Source organism: Streptomyces sp. NPDC004031 (assembly GCF_053604375.1).
In genome coordinates, this window is record NZ_JBSGHL010000016.1 from 23505 (window position 1) to 40334 (window position 16830).

14 protein-coding genes are annotated in these 16830 nt (G+C 76.3%); 6 read left to right on the plus strand and 8 right to left on the minus strand.

Going from position 1 to position 16830, the window contains the following annotated elements:
- Positions 1 to 6: 6 nt before the first annotated feature.
- Positions 7 to 1170 carry an SIS domain-containing protein gene (locus tag ACWERV_RS12940; RefSeq protein WP_452932168.1) on the minus strand — a complete coding sequence of 388 codons (1164 nt, stop codon included), beginning with the start codon at positions 1168 to 1170 and terminating at the stop codon, positions 7 to 9.
- The gene (locus tag ACWERV_RS12945) at positions 1167 to 2462 is read right to left on the minus strand and encodes a D-tagatose-bisphosphate aldolase, class II, non-catalytic subunit (RefSeq protein ID WP_452932171.1); all 1296 of its coding nucleotides are present in this window, start codon (positions 2460 to 2462) and stop codon (positions 1167 to 1169) included. Before ACWERV_RS12945 ends, ACWERV_RS12940 begins: the two co-directional genes overlap by 4 nt.
- A gap of 119 nt (positions 2463 to 2581) precedes the next feature.
- On the opposite strand from ACWERV_RS12945, the gene ACWERV_RS12950 reads away from it, so the two are divergent.
- The gene (locus ACWERV_RS12950; protein ID WP_452932174.1) at positions 2582 to 3394 is read left to right on the plus strand and encodes a GntR family transcriptional regulator; all 813 of its coding nucleotides are present in this window, start codon (positions 2582 to 2584) and stop codon (positions 3392 to 3394) included.
- A 93-nt stretch (positions 3395 to 3487) separates the two neighbouring features.
- Here ACWERV_RS12950 and ACWERV_RS12955 read toward each other — a convergent pair whose 3' ends face one another.
- From ACWERV_RS12955 to ACWERV_RS12975, 5 genes are all read right to left on the minus strand, one after another.
- On the minus strand, positions 3488 to 4390 hold the full coding sequence (locus ACWERV_RS12955) for a hypothetical protein (RefSeq protein ID WP_452932176.1): 903 nt from the start codon (positions 4388 to 4390) through the stop codon (positions 3488 to 3490).
- A gap of 257 nt (positions 4391 to 4647) precedes the next feature.
- Complete coding sequence (locus tag ACWERV_RS12960; RefSeq protein WP_452932178.1) at positions 4648 to 6240, minus strand: hydroxysqualene dehydroxylase; 1593 nt, start codon at positions 6238 to 6240, stop codon at positions 4648 to 4650.
- Positions 6237 to 6995 carry a class I SAM-dependent methyltransferase gene (locus ACWERV_RS12965; RefSeq protein WP_452932181.1) on the minus strand — a complete coding sequence of 253 codons (759 nt, stop codon included), beginning with the start codon at positions 6993 to 6995 and terminating at the stop codon, positions 6237 to 6239. The genes ACWERV_RS12960 and ACWERV_RS12965 overlap by 4 nt, the downstream gene beginning before the upstream one ends.
- Complete coding sequence (locus tag ACWERV_RS12970) at positions 6995 to 8257, minus strand: lycopene cyclase family protein (protein WP_452932184.1); 1263 nt, start codon at positions 8255 to 8257, stop codon at positions 6995 to 6997. The genes ACWERV_RS12965 and ACWERV_RS12970 overlap by 1 nt, the downstream gene beginning before the upstream one ends.
- A 156-nt stretch (positions 8258 to 8413) precedes the next feature.
- Positions 8414 to 9034: an RNA polymerase sigma factor gene (locus ACWERV_RS12975; protein WP_452932186.1), complete on the minus strand. Its 621-nt coding sequence runs from the start codon at positions 9032 to 9034 to the stop codon at positions 8414 to 8416.
- 127 nt (positions 9035 to 9161) lie between these two features.
- Between ACWERV_RS12975 and ACWERV_RS12980 the strand changes: the two genes are divergently transcribed.
- From ACWERV_RS12980 to ACWERV_RS13000, 5 genes are all read left to right on the plus strand, one after another.
- Entirely contained in the window at positions 9162 to 10205 is a 1044-nt protein-coding gene (locus ACWERV_RS12980) for a MerR family transcriptional regulator (protein ID WP_452932189.1), read from the plus strand.
- A gap of 1326 nt (positions 10206 to 11531) precedes the next feature.
- Positions 11532 to 12728: a polyprenyl synthetase family protein gene (locus ACWERV_RS12985; RefSeq protein WP_452932192.1), complete on the plus strand. Its 1197-nt coding sequence runs from the start codon at positions 11532 to 11534 to the stop codon at positions 12726 to 12728.
- Positions 12728 to 14269 (plus strand): phytoene desaturase family protein, encoded by a 1542-nt coding sequence (gene crtI, locus ACWERV_RS12990; protein WP_452932382.1) that lies wholly within the window; start codon positions 12728 to 12730, stop codon positions 14267 to 14269. The genes ACWERV_RS12985 and crtI overlap by 1 nt, the downstream gene beginning before the upstream one ends.
- Positions 14266 to 15288, plus strand: coding sequence for a phytoene/squalene synthase family protein (locus ACWERV_RS12995; protein ID WP_452932195.1), 1023 nt, complete (start codon positions 14266 to 14268; stop codon positions 15286 to 15288). The genes crtI and ACWERV_RS12995 overlap by 4 nt, the downstream gene beginning before the upstream one ends.
- The gene (locus tag ACWERV_RS13000; protein WP_452932198.1) at positions 15285 to 16274 is read left to right on the plus strand and encodes a DUF5914 domain-containing protein; all 990 of its coding nucleotides are present in this window, start codon (positions 15285 to 15287) and stop codon (positions 16272 to 16274) included. Before ACWERV_RS12995 ends, ACWERV_RS13000 begins: the two co-directional genes overlap by 4 nt.
- 109 nt (positions 16275 to 16383) lie before the next feature.
- Here the strand turns inward: ACWERV_RS13000 and ACWERV_RS13005 are convergent, their stop codons facing one another.
- A complete protein-coding gene (locus ACWERV_RS13005; protein WP_452932201.1) occupies positions 16384 to 16713 on the minus strand; it encodes a hypothetical protein in 330 nt (109 codons plus the stop codon).
- Positions 16714 to 16830 lie beyond the last annotated feature (117 nt).

Here is a 16830-nt window from a genome sequence, read left to right on the forward strand (position 1 = left end):
GTCCGGTCAGTCCTGCAGGGAGTGCAGGATCACGCCCTCCACGACGCGGTTCACCTCACCCGCGGGAAACGGGTTGTCGGGCCGCAGGCCCCGGGCCTGGGAGGCGCGCAGGGCGATGAGCTGGGCGTACACCACGGCGGAAAGCGCCAGGGCGGCGTCCTCGGTGCCGGCGAGACCCGGGAGCAGCCAGGCGTCGTCGCCGCTGCCCTCCGTGCCGTCGCCGAGGTCCGCCGAGACGGTGACGACGCTGTGCGGGGGGAGATTCCCGCGCAGCTCCGCGGCGATGTCCAGGTCGTACCGGCGGGTGTACGGGTCGTTCGACAGGTACACCACTGCCACCGTACGGTCGTTCAGCACCGCCTTGGGGCCGTGCCGGAAGCCCATCGAGGAGTCCGCGACGGTCACGAGCGTCCCGCCGGTGAGTTCGACCACCTTCAGCGCCGACTCCTCGGCGAGACCCTTCAGCGGTCCGCTGCCCAGGAAGACGATGCGCTCGGGGGCGCGGCCGACGAGGGCGCCCGCCGTGCGGGCCACGGCGTCCTCGGCGGTGATCGCCTCGGCCGCTGCCGCCAGGCGCTCGGCGACCCCGGTGTACGCCGTGCCGCCGAGCGCGAGCAGCGCCGCCAGCGTCATGCACGTGAAGCTCGACGTCATGGCGAAGCCGCGGTCGTTGGACGCGGGCGGCATCAGCAGCACGTAGGACGACGGGCGCCCGGCGTGGTCGTGTGCCAGCCGGCCCTGCTCGTTGCAGGTGATCACGAGGTGGTGCACCTCGGAGAGCACCTGGTCGGCGAGCGCGGTGGCGGCCACGGACTCCGGGCTGTCGCCCGACCTCGCGAACGACACCAGCAGCGTGGGCACATCCTCGGCGAGGCAGCCGCGCGGGTCGGACACCAGGTCGGTGGTGGCGACCGCGTCGACGCGCCGCCCCAGACGGCGGGCCAGCGCCGGCTGGAGCACCTGGCCGGCGAAGGCGGAGGTGCCGGCGCCGGTGAGCACCACACGCAGGTCGGCGCGGGCGGTCAGCGGACGCAGGAAGGCGTCCAGCGACTCGCGGGAGGCGGCGACGATCCGCTCGACCTCCCGCCACAGGGCGGGCTGCTGGGCGATCTCGCGGACGGTGTGGGCAGCGCCGTCGTCGACGGGAAGCGTGCCGGTGGGCGTGGTCACACGTACTCCTTCTGGTGCGGGCGGGTGGCTCGTGCGTAGTCGCGCAGGACGTCGCGGACGTGGTCGACGGCCAGGTCGCGCGGCCGGGGGGCCAGCTCGCCGCGGCGGACGCGGGCGTACTGGAGCGGGAGGTGGGCGCTGAGCAGCGGCAGCGGGATGTCCACGGCCGAGAGGTTGCGCAGCAGCCGCTCCTGCGCGGCCTCGATCTCGGGATCGGGCCAGTAGTAGCGCAGCCGGTCGCTGTAGCTGTAGCGGCGGGCCAGGCGCTGCGCGTCGGCGCCGCCCGGGTAGTAGCCCTCCCACTGGGCGGGCTCGGCGAGCATCCGGCGCTCGACGACCTCCGGAAGCCGCGACCGCTCGGCGGCCGGTACCAGCTCGTCCTCGATCGCGGCGAGCGCGAACAGCGCCTCGCGCAGGGCGAAGGTCAGCCCCGGGCCCACCTTGAGGACCGCCCAGTGGTCCCGGACCAGCGCGGTGAGCGCCTCGGGGGTCTGGTAGTCGGTGGAGTGCGCCTCGTAGACCATGGCGGGTTCGTCGTCGAGTACCCGGCGCAGGTCCTCGGTCAGCTCCGGCCGGTAGTCGACGACCCGCAGGTGGTCGAACTCCACGGCGGGCTGCACCACCAGCGCCGTCACGCGCGGCCAGACGCCCTCGACGCCGTGCTCGGCGAACGCCTTGCGGTGCTGCTCCAGGGTCGTGCGGGCGGCCTCGGCCCCGGTCGGGCGCAGGGCGCCGAGCGTCTCGTGCGCGCCTCCGGGGGTGGGGACCTCGGTGCCGATCACGTACCGCATCCGCTCCGCCCGCGCCGGGCCGACGGCGTCCTCGACCGCCCGGATCAGCCGCGCGGCGCGGTCGGCGACGATGTCGTCGGTCAGCGGCACGGGGTCGCCGGCGCAGGAGAAGCTGCAGTCCAGGTGGATCTTGGTGAAGCCCGCCTCGGCGTAGGCGGTGACAAGGCCGGCGGCCTGCTCCATCGCCTCGCCGGGCGGCAGGGACCGCCAGCGGTTCGGGCCGAGGTGGTCGCCGCCGAGGATGACCCGGTCCAGTGGCAGACCGGACGCGGCCGCGGTCCGGTGCACGAGGTCGCGGAAGTCCGCGGGCCGCATGCCCGTGTAGCCGCCGTACTGGTCGACCTGGTTGGAGGTGGCCTCCACCAGCAGGTCGTCACCGGTCTCGACGGCCTGCCGCACGGCCGCCTCGATGACCAGGGGGTGGGCGGAACACACCGAGGTGATGCCCCGCGGCTCCCCGGCCTTCTGCCGCCGGACCACCTCGTCCAACGCGCTCTGCATGGTCAACACCTGGCTTTCCTACCGTTCGCACCCATTTGCCTCATTGGTGCCGGGCTCGCTGGAACGGTAACTGGTCTGCCAGGTGGCCGTCAATAGTCATCAACTGGTATGCTTCTGGTATGCCTACTCCGGAAACGACGCCTTCCCGCCTCCCGCAGAGCCTGCTGTCCGACGACGCGCTGCCGCTCTACGCCCAGGTGGCGGCACGCCTGTGGGCCGACGTCTCCGCGGGCGGCGCCCACGCCGGGGACCGCCTGCCCTCCGAGCGGGCCCTGGCCACGCGGTACGAGGTCTCCCGGGTGACCATGCGCGCGGCGCTCACCGATCTGGCCGCCCGGGGCATGCTCGAATCGGCCGCGGCCCGCGGCTGGTTCGTGGCACGGACCGCGGCCTTCCCCGAGGAGGAGAAGGCCGGCGCCCCGGACTTCCGCGGCACCGGCACCAGCCCGCACACCGTCGAGGGCTTCGCGGACTACGCGGCCAAGCACGGACTCGTCACCCGCGCCCGGGTACTGCACTCCGTGGTCCGCCCGGCCACCGTCTCGGAGGCGGAAACGCTGCGCGTCGGCCCCGGCGCGGCCCTCTTCGAGATGCGCCGGCTGCGGTTCCTCGACGGCCAGGTCGTCGTCCTGGAACACAACCGGCTGCCACTCGCCCTGTGCCCGGTCCTGGCGGAGACCGACTTCACCGAGGCATCACTGTTCGCGACCCTGCGCGGCGCCGAGCCGCCGCAGAACCCCCAGGTCGCGGACTACTCCGTGGAGGCCCGCCAGCCGGACGCCACCGAACGCGAACTCCTGGAGATCACCGACGCCACCCCCGTCCTCGTCGCCTACCAGCTCGCCTACAACCAGAACGGCCGCCCCCTCGAACTGACCCTGGCCGCCTACCGCGGCGACCGCTACCACTTCCGCGCCTCGATCACGTCCTGACCCCGGCACGGAGAGGGGGCGTCGGCGGAGTGCCAGTGCGCCCCGGACGGGACGGGCGGTCGCCGGGCGGGGGCGGCCTTCCACCCCCGGGTGTCAGCCGCCGAGGTCGAAAACGCCCCAGGTGGTGAACGGCTCGGCCTGGACGTAGATCCTGCTGCCCCGGCCGACGACCCGCCGAAGGCCGGGGGCGGCGCCGTCCGGCAGGGTGAGCAGGCCGGCATCCTCCTGCCCGACCGACGTCTCGGCGATCACCGCGCGGACGAGCCGGTCCTGCTCCTCACCGTAGCCGCCGTAGAAAGCGACCCGCTCGCCGTGGACGGCGACCGCTTTGGCGCCCCGTACGCGGTTCGCCCACACCCTCACGGGCCGGTCGGTGCGGCCGGGACGTATCTCCACGAGCGGGAAGTCCGTGTACGGGCATGCCCAGGCGACGGTGCCCGACACGTTCAGGGCGTAGCAGTCGAAGAGGCCGGGGATGCGGGCGTCGTCCGATGTCCAGGTGAGTCGGCCCGTGGCACTCCAGCGGCGGATACCCGCCGGGTTCTCGTCGAAGTGCCCGACCCAGATGTGCCCGGCCTCGTCCACGAGCAGGTGCTCGACGGCGTCCCCGACGGAGAAGGACGAGGTCTCGCGGCCGAGCGCGTCGAAGACCTGCACCTGGTCCGCGGCTGCCGGCCGGCGGGTGCGGGACGCGGCGACGACGAACCCGCCGCCGGGCAGGCGGTCCAGGTGCGGCCAGCGGGCCCGCACGGTGCTCAGCTCGGTGAGTTCGACGCTGCCGCCCGGATCGACGGAGACGACCAGCGCGTCAAAGGGCCGGACATTCCCTCCGCGCTGCGCAGGAGCATGGTCGACGAGCAGCCAGTGGGCGGTGCCGTGAACGTCGACGGTGCTGGTCAGCACATGGCGGTCGTGGTGCGCTCGGGGAAGGTGCGCGTAGGGGACGAGGGCGGTCTTCTGCACGGGCGGGCTCTCCTGGATGAGTGGGGCGGTCACGGCCGTCGGACGCTGCGGTGGGACGGCGGCCGGCGGCGCGCGAGCGGCGGAGAGCCGGGCGGGATGCCTAGACGGCATGGCCCTTTCTGGTCGTCATGAGGCGATCGTGGTCGACATCCGGCCCGCGGGACAAGCCATTTCGGCGTGCCGCCCCGTCCCGCCGCCCGCCGCAGCGGGTCCGGGAGCGTCCGCTGTGTTCGCCGCAGTCTGCGGAGTTGCCGGCGAGCAGCCCTCGGGGGCCCGGTCCGGCCGGGACGTCAGGGTGCCGGTACGGGCCGGGCGGGGGCTCGGAGGGGGCGGGCCAGGGCGGCCGCGGCGCGCAGCGGCGCCGAGCGGCCGCGGTCCGGGACGGTGTACAGGGTGTGGCCGCGCACGCCCCAGCGGCGCAGGAGGGTGTTGGCCGCGAGGAAGCCGGTGGTGGCGGCCCGTTCCATGAGGGCGACGGGGAGGTCGGTGCGGACGAGGTCGCCCGCGAGGACGAGGCCAGGGTCGGGGGTGGTGACGGTGGGGCGGTCGTGGTGGGAGCCGACGGGGAAGAGGGGGCAGTCGGCCTGCCACTCGTGGCGGGCGTCCACGACGCGGGCGTCGCGGGTCTCGGGGTAGAGGCGGTGGAGCTGGCGCAGCAGGAGGTCCTGCTGCGCCTCCCGCGCGGTGTCGTCGCGCAGTGCGTAGGCGTGCAGTTCGACCACGGAGCCGCCGGTCCGCGCGGCCCAGTCGGCGGCCTGGCCCTCCCACCGTTCCAGGACGCTGGCGTTGTCGAGCGGGCCGTAGCCGCTGGTGCCGAGGAATCCGGGGCGGTCGCGGGCCACCGGGCGGTCGAGCCACAGCCGGGAGACCAGGAAGGGAGGGGCGGTGCGCAGCCGGGCGACGCGTTCGCGCCAGGGCCGGTCGCCGAGGCGCGGTGAGGCGCCCACCAGGGTGCGCAGTCCGGCGGCGTCCAGCGCGAGGACGACCGTGTCGTGGCGGTCCGCGGTGTCGTCGGTCTCGACGACGTATCCGCCGCCGGGGACGGGGGTGACACCGTGCACGGCGGCCCCGGTGCGCACGTCCGCGGCGTGCCCGCCCAGGTGACGGCGCAGCGGTTCCCAGAGGGCCTGCGGGTAGGGGGCGTCGGGGACGTCGAAGAGCAGACCCTCGCTGGAGCCGAGGAAGTAGATGTGGAACATCAGCGCCATCTCGGCCGCGGACAGTTCGGCCGGGTCGGCGAAGAAACTGCGCGAGAAGACGGAGAAGGCCAGGCTGTTCGCGGCTGCCGGGAACCCGATGGCGTCCAGGTACTCCGCGGCGCTGAGGTGGTCCAGGCGGCGGTAGACGTCCGGCACCCGCACGTCCAGCAGCGGCAGGGCGGCCACGGGGTGCATGCGCAGCAGGTCGCGGACGGTGAAGGCGGGGCTCAGGGCGACGAAGCCGAGGGCGCTCAGCGGCGGGGTGCGCGGAACGTGCCGGAAGCTGTCGCGCAGGCCGCTGCTGTGCTGGAGCGGGTAGTCGGGCAGGCCGGTCAGCCCGGCGAGTCGCGGGTCGGTACGGCGCAGCAGCGCGCGCAGGTTGTAGTACTGGCGGAAGAACGCGTGGAAGCCGCGGCTCATGGTGGCGTCGCTGCCGTCCGCGAGCCGCACGGGCCAGCCGCCCACCCGCCCGCCGAGGAAGGGCCGGCGCTCGTACACGGTGACCTCGACGCCGCGTTCGGCCAGCGCGGTGGCCGCGCTGAGTCCGGCGATGCCGCCGCCGACGACGGCCGCGGAGCGCGTCCGCCCGGCGGGCCGCGGTGCGCCGGGGTGCGCGGGCAGCACACGGATCCGCCTGTCGCGTCCGGCGCGGCCGCCGCCGGGCCGCAGGAGGGCGCCGGTCACCGTGCCTCCCCCGCACCGGCGAAGGGCCGCGCGGTGTCCTGGACACCGGCGGGCCTGCGGGCGAGCACGGTGTGCACGATGCCGGCCTGCCATCCGGCGACGGGCAGGACCCGCGGCGTACTGAAACCGGCCCGCGCCACGCGGGCGGCGAAGGCGGCGGCGGTGTCGAATCCGGTCACGCTGCGCCACAGGTGGCGGTAGAGCGCGCGGTTGCCGGTCAGGGCGCCGGCGGGCTGGACGATGCCCTTGCACACCGCCGTCCACACCGCGCGGTCCACCGGACGGCCGCTCAGCGTGTACTCGTGGACGGCGAGCCTGCCGCCGGGGACGAGGAGCGCGTGCACGCGGGTCAGGACGGCGTCGGGGTCGGTGAGGTTGCGGAAGAGGTAGGCGGCGAACACCGCGTCGAACGGGCGGCCCGACACCTCGTCGGGCAGCGCCTCGGCGGTGGCGTGCACGAAGCTGACCCGGTCCGGCCACCGTTTGGCCGCGGCGCGGCGCAGCATCCCCGCGGACGCGTCGACGGCCACGATGTCGGCGGCGGGAGCGGCGTGCAGCAGCGCGGCGGTGGACGCGCCGGTGCCGCAGCCGAGGTCGAGCACGCGCAGGCCCGCGCCGCCGTGCGGCAGGTCCAGCCGGCGGGCCGAGCGCCGCAGTTGACGGTGGTATCCGGGGTTGGCGGCGACGAGCGTGTCGTAGCTGCGGGCGCCGCGGTCGAAGGCGGCGGCCAGGTCGGTGTCGTGCAGGAGCGCCATCACGTCTCTCCTCGGATCCCGGGCCCGCCGGGAAGGGCTCCGGCGGGCGGCGGCGGTGGCGGGGGCGCCGGGGGTTCCACGAAGTGGCGGCGCGGAAGGGCGGGCAGCGCCGCGGCCGACCGGAGCATGCGCAGGACGGGCGTGTGCAGGCCGATCGCGAAATCCTCGTGCAGGCGCGTGGCCCCGTCGAGGAAGCGCAGCAGCCGTACGGCGGGCACCTCGCGGAAGAGCCGGGGGAAGAAGTCGGCGCCGTCGATGACACCGCTGTCCAGCCCGTGCAGCAGGACCGCGTCCATGGCCGCCGACCGGGAGCGGTGCGGACGCGGCGGCACGGGGTCGTGGCCCGCCCGGTAGGCCCGCGCGATGGCCCGGCTCTGCCGCTGGACGGTGGCGAAGGTGTAGCCGGTGGCGGGGCGGGTGGCGCCCCCGGCGGTGCCGATACGGAAGACCGCCGGGCCGCTGCTGCGGGCGAAGCGGCCGTCGGTCATGGGGATCGCGCCGGTCTCGGTGTCCGTCACGTCGAACTCCCCCAGCCGCAGCACCCGCCCGGTGTAGTCGAGCAGGGCGGCCCGGTAGGCGTCGGGGGTCAGCGACCGGGCGGAGAACTGCGTGTATTCCACCAGCGCCTCGTGGCGCCCGGTGGGGAGGACGTAGCCGAAGGCCATGCCGTGCCGTGGCTGCGGGACGCGGAAGTCCATCCAGTCGGCGACGCGCGGGTCGAAGACCGGGCGGCGGGTGCGGACGAACCAGCCCTGGAAGTGCTGGAGCAGCAGGGTGCGCGCGGCGGGCGGCCGGGGGCGGGGCCGGGAGTCGAACAGCCAGCGGGCGCGCACCGTCCGCCGGGTCCCCCCGGCGGTGGTGAGCAGCGCCTCGGCGCCCCCGGCGACCGCCCGTACCCGCTCCACCGTGCCGTCCGCGCGCCGCACTTCCGGCAGGCCGCCGAGGTGCGCGCCGACCAGCGCCTCGAAGTCGGACGAGCGGATCATCTTGTAGCGCAGCGGGGAGATGTCGCGGACGACCGCGCGGCCGCGCCGGTCGTGCACGCGCAGCCACCGCCACGACGCAGCCACCGCCCCCTCGTACGGCCCGCTCCCCGACTCCCAGAAGCACCAGGTGCGCGGCGGCGGACGCAGCCCGGACGACGAGGGCTCGACCACGACGAGCGACGGGACCCGGCCCGCGTCGGGGGGCGAGGTGAGCGCGTGGGCCAGCGACAGCCCTGCCGCGCCGGCTCCGACGATCGCCACGTCCGCGTCCTGCACGCCGTGCGCTCCTTCCCTCCGCAGCGGTGTCCCGTTCCCGCGCCAGCATTCCGTGACGGGGGGCGTATCGGATGCAGGCGCGGCACCGACTCACCCCGGGGGCCTCTTCCGGCCCCCCGCGGGAGCCTTCGGGGACGTCCCGAGGAGCCCGCACCGTCAGTGCGTCGGTTCCGGACGGCGCAGGCCGCCGAGCGCGGAACCGGCGGGCGCGGTCCGCAGGTGCAGCAGGCCGCGCCGGACATGGCTCTTGACCGTGCCCAGCGGCCAGCCGGTCCGCTCGGCGATCTGCGGCTGCGTCAGGTCCTCCCAGAACGCGAGGCGCAGGACGGTGGCCTGGGGCCCGCTGAGCGCCGCCATCGCCTGCGCGACGACGATGACGTCCAGCATCCGCTCGGGCTGCGCCTGCGGCTGCTCCGCCACGGCCGGTCCCGAACCGGCGGCGTTGATCAGCTCGGTCCTGCGGGTGCGCGCCGCGAGGGCGTCCGCCACCTTGCGGCGGGTGATGCCGACGAGCCACCCGGCGAGCGGTCCGCGGTCCGGGCGGAAGCGGCCGCGGCCGTGCCAGGCGGCCAGGAAGACCTGCTGCTGTACGTCCTCGGCCTCCCTGGGGTCGCCGAGCGAACGGCTCGCGAGCGTGTGGACCAGCGTGCCGAAGCGGCGGTAGGCGGCCACCACGCAGTCCTCGTCGCCCGCGGCGAAACCCACGCCGATCTGCTCGTCGCTCAGGCCGTCCGCCGGCCACGACGGATCCTCACAGGCCGGTGGCCCGACGGTCATGACGCGTCCCCTTCGACAGTGCCCGGACCTGGCCGCGCCGCTCGTGACTCCCGGCCGGTCGGGGCAGCGTCGGCGCAGCGCGCCCCGCGCGACAACTCGCATCGAAAGTGCGTCGTATCCTGAGGGGGTGTCACACGCCGCACCGCGCACGCCTCCCGACCCCCCGTCCGGCGAGGCCGGTGCCGGTATCACGACCGGCGCGCTGGCCCGGCGGCTCGGTGTGTCGCCCACCACGCTGCGGTCCTGGGACCGGCGCTACGGGCTCGGCCCGGCGGTACGGCCCGGCGGCCGCCACCGGCGGTGGGCCCCGCACGACGTGGCCGTGCTGGAGGAGATGTGCCGGCTGACGGCGACGGGTCTGCCGCCCGCCGAGGCGGCACGGCTGGCCCTGCGCGCACCCGCCCTCCCGCGGCCCCGGCGCGACGGGGCCTCCCCGACCGGCGAGCCCGCGCGCCCGGCCCCGCCCGCACCCGGCCTCCCGCGAAGGGAGCCGTCCGACGAGGAGGCACGCCTGGCGTGCCGAGGCCTGGTGCGGGCCGCGGTGCGGCTCGACGCCGCCGCCGTGCAGTCGGGGCTCACGGCGGCCGTGCGCCGGTACGGGCTGATCGGGGCGTGGCAGGAGGTGATGGTGCCCGCGCTGCGCGCGGCGGGCCGCCGGTGGGAGTCCTCCGGCGACCGGTACGTGGAGGTGGAGCACCTGCTGTCCTGGCACGTCTCCAGCGTTCTGCGCGCCGAGGCGCTCGCCGCCGCGCCGCCGGACGCGGCCGGGCACACCGCCGTCCTCGCGTGCGTCCCCGACGAGCAGCACACACTGCCGCTGGAGGCGCTCAACGCCGCCGCGGTCCAGGCGTCGGTGGCCACCCGCATGCTCGGCGGCGCCGTCCCCGTGGAAGCGCTCGTCCCCGCGGTACGCAGGACCGGCCCGCGGGTCCTGGTGCTGTGGTCGCAGTCCCGGTCGACGAGCAGTGTGCCCCTGGCACAGCACCTGGCCGCCGCGCGGTGGGGGGTCCGGGGCGCCCGCACCCGGCCGCTCGTCGTCGCCGCGGGGCCGGGCTGGCCGCCGGAGGTGGCGGGAACCGCGCGTCCCCGCACGCTGCCCGAGGCGCTCGGCCTGCTGCTGGACGCGTGCGGCGGAAGCTCCCGCTCCCTTCCGGAGGACCCTCGCGGGTGAGGCCCGCCCGCTCGCGAGCCGGGGCCTGATCCGCCCGCACCGCGTACGGGGCCGGGCGGATCAGGCGACGCGTCACCTGGCGGACGGCCGCCCGTACCGGGCGGTTCGCGGTCACGCGCCCGAGCGCCGAGCACCCTCCCCGTAGCGGCGCCCCACAGGTCGGGCGGGACGCGGCCGACCACCCGCCCGGCACGCGCATGGCCGCACGCACGGCGGCCGATCGGGCGACTGCCGGGGGTGGCGGTCGCCCGCGCGGGCGCGTCAGATGCTCCGCTGGCCAGGAAAGCCGTCGGGGCGCGACCGCTTCCGCCGCGCCCTCTGCCGGGCGACGGCCCCGCGGGTGCATCCGCCGGGCCGCTCGGCGGGGAAGTACCGGTGCCACGCACGAGGCCCGTCCGTGAGAGAGGAAGCGTGATGCCCCGGACGCAGGTCACCCCGCCCGCCCACCGCCCCACCACACCGGCGGGAAACGCCACCGCCGCGGCACCGGCCACGCTGCCCGCGGCGCCGAGCGCGGGCGCGAGCACGGGTACGGGTACGGGCGCGGGCACGGGTACGGGCGCGAACTCCGGCCTCGGCACAGGCGCAGGCACGAACTCGGGCGCGACCACGGGCGGGGACGCAGGCGCGAACGCGGGCCCGGCCGCGAACTCCGGTGCCAGGACAGGCACGAGCGCGAGCACGGGCACCGACCTGGGCACGAACACGAACAGCAGCACGGGCGCGGGCACGAGCCCCGGCCCGAGCGCAGGCGCTGGCCCTGGCGCGAGTGCGGACACCACCGCAGCGGCAGGCGCAGACGCGGGCCCAAACTCGGGCGCCAGCCCCCGCGCAGGCACAAGCCCCGGCGCCAGTGCCCGCAGGGACGCGAACACGGACACCAGCACGAGCGCAGGCACGGGCCCCAGCCCCAGCGTGGGCACAGACCCCGGCGCCAGCGCGCGCAGGGACACAAGCGCTGGCGCGAGTGCGGACACCAACGCAGCGGCAGACGCAGACGCGGACCCAAACTCAGGCCCCAGCCCCCGCGCAGGCACAGACCCCGGCGCCAGTGCCCGCAGGGACGCGAACAAGGACTCCGGCACAGGCGCAGGCACGAGCCCCGACCCAGGCGCAGGCGCGCACAAGGACGCGAGCGCAGGCGCAGGCACGGGCGCGGGCCCCGCCCCAGACCCCGCCGCAGGCGCGGGCCCCGCCCCAGGCGCAGGCGCGAACGCGGGCACCAGCGCAAGGACGGGCCCCGGCCTGCACCCTTCGGCGGATGCCGACACGCACCGGAACCGCACCAACGGCACCCACGTCGGCCCCGACGTCACCGCGATCGACGTGTCCGCCGTCGACGCGGACGTGCCCGCCGCCGTCGGTGCGGCGGCGGGAGTGCTGCTGCGGGCCCGCGTCGCGCAGGCCGCGGCCATCGACGCGGCGTTCGGCAGGGATGTGGCCGGGCCGGTCGCCCGGTTCGTCCTCGACGGCGGCAAGCGCATGCGCCCGCAGCTCGTGTGGTGGGCGATGCGCGCGTGCGCGCCCGACAGCGCGGCGGCGGGGGACGTGGCCGGGGCGGCCTTGCAGGTGGCGGTCGGCATGGAGCTGCTGCAGACGTGCGCCCTGCTGCACGACGACGTCATGGACGGGGGCCGGGTGCGGCGCGGCCGTCCGGCCTTTCACGCGGCCTGGGACGCGGCGCACGGCGGGACCCGCCGCAGGCCGCTGGGGCCGACCGGCGGTGAGTCGGCGGCCGTGCTCGCCGGGGATCTCGCGCTGACGTGGGCGGACGACGCGGTCGCCGCCGCGCCCGTCCCGCCGGACCGGGCGGGCGCGCTGCGCGCCCAGTGGCAGCTGCTGCGGACCGAACTGGCGGCCGGTCAGTACCTCGACGTCCACGGGCAGGCGACGGCCTGCCGGGTGCCGCGGACCGCGGTGCGTACCGCCCTGCTCAAGAGCGCGATGTACTCCGTGCAGCGGCCCCTCGTGCTGGGCGCCGTCCTCGCGGGCGCCCCCGCGGCGACCGTACGGGCCCTGTCCGCCGCGGGGCGCTGCGCCGGGCTGGCCTTCCAGTTGCGGGACGACCTCAACGACGTCTTCGGTGATCCGGCGCGGACGGGCAGGCCGCCGGGGGCGGACATCCGGGCGGGCAAGCCGACCTATCTGGTGGCGGTGGCGTTCCGGCGGGCGGGGCACGCGGGCGACCGGCAGGCCCTGCGGGTGCTGGACGCGTGCGTGGGCGACCCCGGGCTGTCGGACAGCGCGCAGGACGAGGTGCGGCGGGTGCTGGAGGCCACCGGGGCCCGCCGGGCGGTCGAGTCGGACATCGCCGGGCTGACCGTACGGGCCCTGCTCCATCTGCGCGGTCCGGGAGCCGGACTCGGCGCGGACGCCCGGCGCCGTGTCGAGGACCTGGTCACGGCCGTCGCGGGGGTGCCGTCGCCGGAGGGGGCGGCGGGCCGGGAGGCCGACGTGGACCCGGCGATCGCCGCGGAACTGGCCGCCGCCGAGGAGGCCGCGGACGAGGAGGGCACGTGGTGATGCGTACCGTGACGGGCCGTACCGACCACGTCGTCGTGGTGGGCGCCGGGCTCGCGGGCCTGTCGGCCGCGCTGCACCTGCTCGGTGCGGGACGGCGGGTCACGGTCGTCGAGCGGGACGCGCAGCCCGGCGGCCGGGCGGGGCGGCTGACGCTCGGCGGGTTCAGCCTCGACACCGGCCCCACCGTGCTGACCATGCCGGACATCGCCGACGAGGCCTTCGCCGCGGTCGGCGAGCGCCTGCACGACCGGGTCGGCCTGATCCCCCTCCACCCGGCCTACCGCGCGCGGTTCGCCGACGGCAGCGCGCTGGACGTCCACACCGACGCCGAGGCGATGGAGGCCGAGGTGCTCCGCTTCGCGGGGGCCCGTGAGGCGGCGGGCTACCGGAGCCTGCGCGGCTGGCTGGAGCGGCTGTACCGGGCGCAGATGCGGCGCTTCATCGACGCCAACATGGACTCCCCCTTCGGCCTGCTGAACGCGGACCTCGCGCGGCTGGCCGCGCTCGGCGGCTTCGGCCGCTGGCAGCCGCGTGTCGAGCGGCATCTGCGTGACGAGCGGCTGCGCCGGGTCTTCACCTTCCAGGCGCTGTACGCCGGGCTCCCCCCGGCCCGCGCGCTCGCCGCCTACGCCGTCATCGCCTACATGGACACGGTGGGCGGGGTGTACTTCCCCCGCGGCGGCATGCACGCCCTCCCCCGGGCCATGGCGGACGCGGCCTGCGATGCCGGGGCCGACATCCGCTACGCCCACGAGGTGGTGGCGCTGGAACGGCGCGGCGCGCGCGTGACCGCCGTCGTCACCGCGCACGGCCGGATCGCCTGCGATGCGGTCGTCCTGACCCCCGATCTGCCGGTCGCCTACCGGCTGCTGGGACGCGAGCCCCGCCGCCCGCTGGCGCTGCGGCACTCCCCGTCGGCGGTCGTGCTGCACGCCGGGACCGACCGCACCTGGCCCGAACTGGCCCACCACACGCTGTCGTTCGGGGCCGCCTGGCGCACCGTCTTCGACGACCTGACCCGCACCGGCCGGCTGATGAGCGACCCGTCGCTGCTCATCAGCCGGCCCACCACGCACGACCCGTCGCTCGCGCCGCCCGGCCGCCATCTGCACTACGTCCTGGCGCCGTGCCCCAACACGGTGACCGGCCCCGGCTCCGGTGACTGGGCGTCGCTGGCGCCCCGCTACCGCGACAGCATCCTGCGCGAACTCGACCGCCGGGGGCTCACCGGGATCGCCGATTCCGTCGAGTGCGAGCACCTGGTGACGCCCGCGGACTGGCAGGCGCTCGGCCACGGCGCGGGCACACCGTTCTCCGTGGCGCACACCTTCGCCCAGACCGGGCCGTTCCGCCCGCGCAACCTGCCGCGCGGCACCGAGAACGCCGTGCTCGCGGGCTGCGGCACCACCCCGGGGGTCGGCATCCCCACCGTCCTGATCTCCGGCAAGCTCGCCGCCGCCCGGGTCACGGGCCTGCCCTCCCCCGTCGGCGGACGGCCGCGGGCGCCGCGGTCCCCGGCGACCGGCGGGGTGCCGCGGTGACCGCCCGCGCGGTGCGGCGCTCGCTGGACCGCGCCGGTGTCACCGATCCGCGCCTGCGCGCCGCCTACCTGCGCTGCCACGACCTGCACGCCCGGCACGGCAGGACGTACTACCTGGCCACCGGTCTGCTGCCGCCCGCCAGGAGACCGGCCGTCCACGCCCTGTACGGCTTCGCCCGCTGGGCCGACGACATCGTCGACAGCCTCTCCCCCGGGACGTCCCCGCAGCAGCGGGCCGACGCCCTCGACCGGCTCGAACAGCGCCTGCACGCGGGCCTGCTGGCCGGCGTCAGCCCCGAGCCCGTCGTCCACGCCCTGGCCGACACGGCGGCCCGCTACCGCATCGACCACCGGCACTTCACCGACTTCCTGGCCTCCATGCGCGCCGACCTCGTCGTCACCGACTACGCCGCCTACGAGGACCTGTGCGCGTACATGCACGGCTCGGCCGCGGTGATCGGGCTGCAGATGCTGCCCGTCCTCGGCACCGTCGCCCCGCGCGAGCAGGCGGCCCCCTACGCCGCCGCGCTCGGGGTGGCCTTCCAGCTCACCAACTTCCTGCGGGACGTCGGCGAGGACCTCGACCGCGGCCGCGTCTACCTCCCGCAGGATCTGCTCGGCGCCCACGGTGTCGACCGCGAACTGCTGCTGTGGAGCCGCCGCACCGGCAGGTCCGAGCCCCGTGTCACCGCCGCCCTCCAGGCCGCCGAGCACCTGACCCGCGGTGTCTACCGCGAGGCCGAACCCGGCATCGCGCTGCTCGACCCGGTGTCGGAACCCTGCATCCGCACGGCCTTCACCCTCTACCGCGGCATCCTGGACGCCATCGCCCGCGACGGCTACACCGTGCTGCACCGCCGCTCCGTGGTGGGCCGGAGGCGCCGGGCGGCCGTCGCCGGGGCGGGCCTGGCGCGCATCGCCGCGGCGCGGCTGCGGGCCCGGTACGCCGACCGGCCGCCGTCCTCCCCCGGCGGCGCCCGGCGCACGCTGCCCGCGCCCGCCCCGGAGGACGCGCCGTGACGCGGCGGGCGGCCCGGAACCGCTACCCGCTGCGGCTGCGCCCCCGCCCCGTCCCGTGGGCGCGGCAGCCCCCCACCTGGCGTGACGCCCGCCCCTCGCTCATCGCGGACGCGCTGCGGGCCGCGCAGGCGCGCCCCACCGGCAACTGGTACGTCGTCGGGGCCTCCCGCGAGACCGCCGGCGACCGCCCGCTGGCCCGCACCGTCGCGGGCGAGGAGGTCGTCGTCTGGCGCGGCCGCGCCGGAACGCCGGTCGCCGGGCCGGGCATCTGCCCGCACCTGGGGGCGCCGCTGCGCGACAGCCCGGTGTGCGGCGGGGTCCTGCGCTGCCACTGGCACGGACTGGCCCTGGACGGCTCCCCGTACGCGGGCTGGCGGCCGTACCCGGTGCACGACGACGGAGTCCTGGTCTGGGTCCGCCTGGACCACGTCGGCGGCGAACCGCCGCTGCCCGCCCCGCTCGTACCCGGCCGCCCCGTCCTGGCCCGGTCGGTGGACGCGGTCTACACCGGTGTCGGCCGCTGCGAGCCCGAGGACGTCGTCGCCAACCGCCTCGACCCCTGGCACGGAGCCTGGCTCCACCCCTACTCCTTCGCCGACCTCACCGTGCTGCCCGACGCGGACGCGGGGATCGCCGTCGACGTGTCCTTCACGCTCACCTCACGCCTGGTGGTCCCCGTCCGCGCGGTCTTCACCGCTCCCGGTCCGCGGACCGTCGTCATGCGCATCACCGACGGCGAGGGCACCGGCTCGGTGGTCGAGACCCACGCCACGCCGCTGCGCCCGCCCGGCCACGACCAGCCGCGTACCGCCGTGGTCGAAGCGGTCCTCGCCACGAGCGACCGCCCCGGCTTCGCCGCCGCCCGCGCCGCCGCCGCCCTCCTGCGCCCACTGATGCGCGGCACCGCCCGCCGCCTCTGGCGCGACGACCTCGCCTACGCCGAACGGCGCTACCACCTCCGCAGCGTGTCCCGCTTCCCGGGCTGACGCCCCGCCAGCCTTACCCGCGGGTGTGGACGGCACCGGGCGAGCACACGGTCCGCGGCCCGTGCGGCTTCCGCCCGGCGGCGTCCGGCAAGCCGGGACAGGCACCGGATCAGCTGCCGGCCTCCCGGCCACCGTCCGCTATCCTCCGCAGCCGCCTGATCTCGGCGATCAGCCGAGGGACGTCCTCGCGGGCGTGCGCGATGAAGTCGATGTCCGCGTCGAGTCGCACGTCAGGGCTCTTCAGTTCGCGGGCGCCGACAAATCTGCGCAAGTAGATCTCGTTGTCCTCGTCCGAATCAGGGGTGACCTGGATGTAGCTCTCGCCACCGGTGGCGTCGCGGGTCTCCAGCCGTCCCTGCCAAGGCGCCGGGGCGGCCGCGGCGATGCGTCTCTCCATCGCCGCGAGTTCCGCTTCTGTCACCGGGTGTTCCGCATCCACTTGTCCGCCACCTTCCTCTCCCGTCCCGGCGTCCCCCCGCGGGGACGTCCGCGACCCACATATGGACAACTCCTCGAAGGCCCCCCGTCATCTCACGTCTGCCCAGCTCAGGCCGCC

Excerpts from the sequence above, each read along its gene's own strand:
- ACWERV_RS12945 (WP_452932171.1), bottom strand. The coding sequence starts at position 2,462 with ATGCAGAGCGCGTTGGACGAGGTGGTCCGGCGGCAGAAGGCCGGGGAG.
- ACWERV_RS12950 (WP_452932174.1), top strand. The coding sequence starts at position 2,582 with ATGCCTACTCCGGAAACGACGCCTTCCCGCCTCCCGCAGAGCCTGCTG.
- ACWERV_RS12965 (WP_452932181.1), bottom strand. The coding sequence starts at position 6,995 with ATGGCGCTCCTGCACGACACCGACCTGGCCGCCGCCTTCGACCGCGGC.
- ACWERV_RS12975 (WP_452932186.1), bottom strand. The coding sequence starts at position 9,034 with ATGACCGTCGGGCCACCGGCCTGTGAGGATCCGTCGTGGCCGGCGGAC.
- crtI (WP_452932382.1), top strand. The coding sequence starts at position 12,728 with ATGCGTACCGTGACGGGCCGTACCGACCACGTCGTCGTGGTGGGCGCC.